This window comes from Rhizobium sp. 05N430 (assembly GCF_056396985.1).
Genome location: NZ_JBFTMO010000043.1, coordinates 1 through 965, shown reverse-complemented (window position 1 = coordinate 965; position 965 = coordinate 1). Strand labels below are relative to the sequence as shown.

Sequence of the window (965 nt, the reverse complement as noted above, 5' to 3'; positions counted from 1 at the left end):
CATCGTCGGTCAGCTTCGTCACGTTCGTGGCGCTAAAGCCCGCAACCTGCGCAGCCGTCAGCAGAGCGCTCTGGCCTGCGGTGATACCGGCAACCTGATCGGCGGTCATCGCCGTGATCTGGCTTGCCTTCAGACCAGCAACAGCAGCATTGCTGAGCTTGCCGATCTGACCGGCGGTCAGGCCGCCGATCTGGTCGTTGGTGAGCGCGCCGACCTGGGCAGCCGACAATGCGCCGATCTGATCGTCGGTGAACTTGGCAAGCTGGCCAGACGTGAAGGCAGTGATCTGCTTGGTGGTGACCTGCTTGAGCTGGTCGGTGCTGAGCTTGCCGACCTGGCTTTCAGTGAGAGCCGCAATTGCTTCGTTCTTCAGACCAGGGATTGCCTTCGGGCTGAGGGCAGCAATTTCGTCGTCGGAGAACTTCTTGATGTCATCGGCACTGAGAGCACCGACCTGGGCCGCCGTCAGTGCGCCAGCCTGAGCAACGCTCAGACCTTCGAGCTGCGTGTCGCTCATGCCGCTGATCTGCGATGCCTTCAGACCGCCCACTGCAGCGTTGCTGAGYTTGCCGATCTGAGCAGCCGAAAGACCGGTGATCTGCGCGTCGGAGAGAGAACCGACCTGGGCTGCCGTCAGAGCACCCATCTGATCGTCGGTGAACTTGCCGAGCTGGCCAGACGTGAAGGCAGTAACCTGCTTCGGCGTCATCACCTTGATCTGGTCGACGCTGAGCTTGCCGATCTGGCTGTCGCTGAGAACAGCGATCGCTTCGTTCTTCAGGCTCGGGAGAGCCTTCGTGGTCAGGCCAGCAACCGCATCGTCGGTCAGCTTCGTCACGTTCGTGGCGCTAAAGCCCGCAACCTGCGCAGCCGTCAGCAGAGCGCTCTGGCCTGCGGTGATACCGGCAACCTGATCGGCGGTCATCGCCGTGATCTGGCTTGCCTTCAGACCAGCAACAGCAGCA

General features: G+C 61.8%; 1 pseudogene. It reads right to left on the bottom strand.

The features are described from left to right. A pseudogene (locus tag AC1DJO_RS29825) lies at window positions 1-965 on the bottom strand (beta strand repeat-containing protein); the annotation flags it as partial.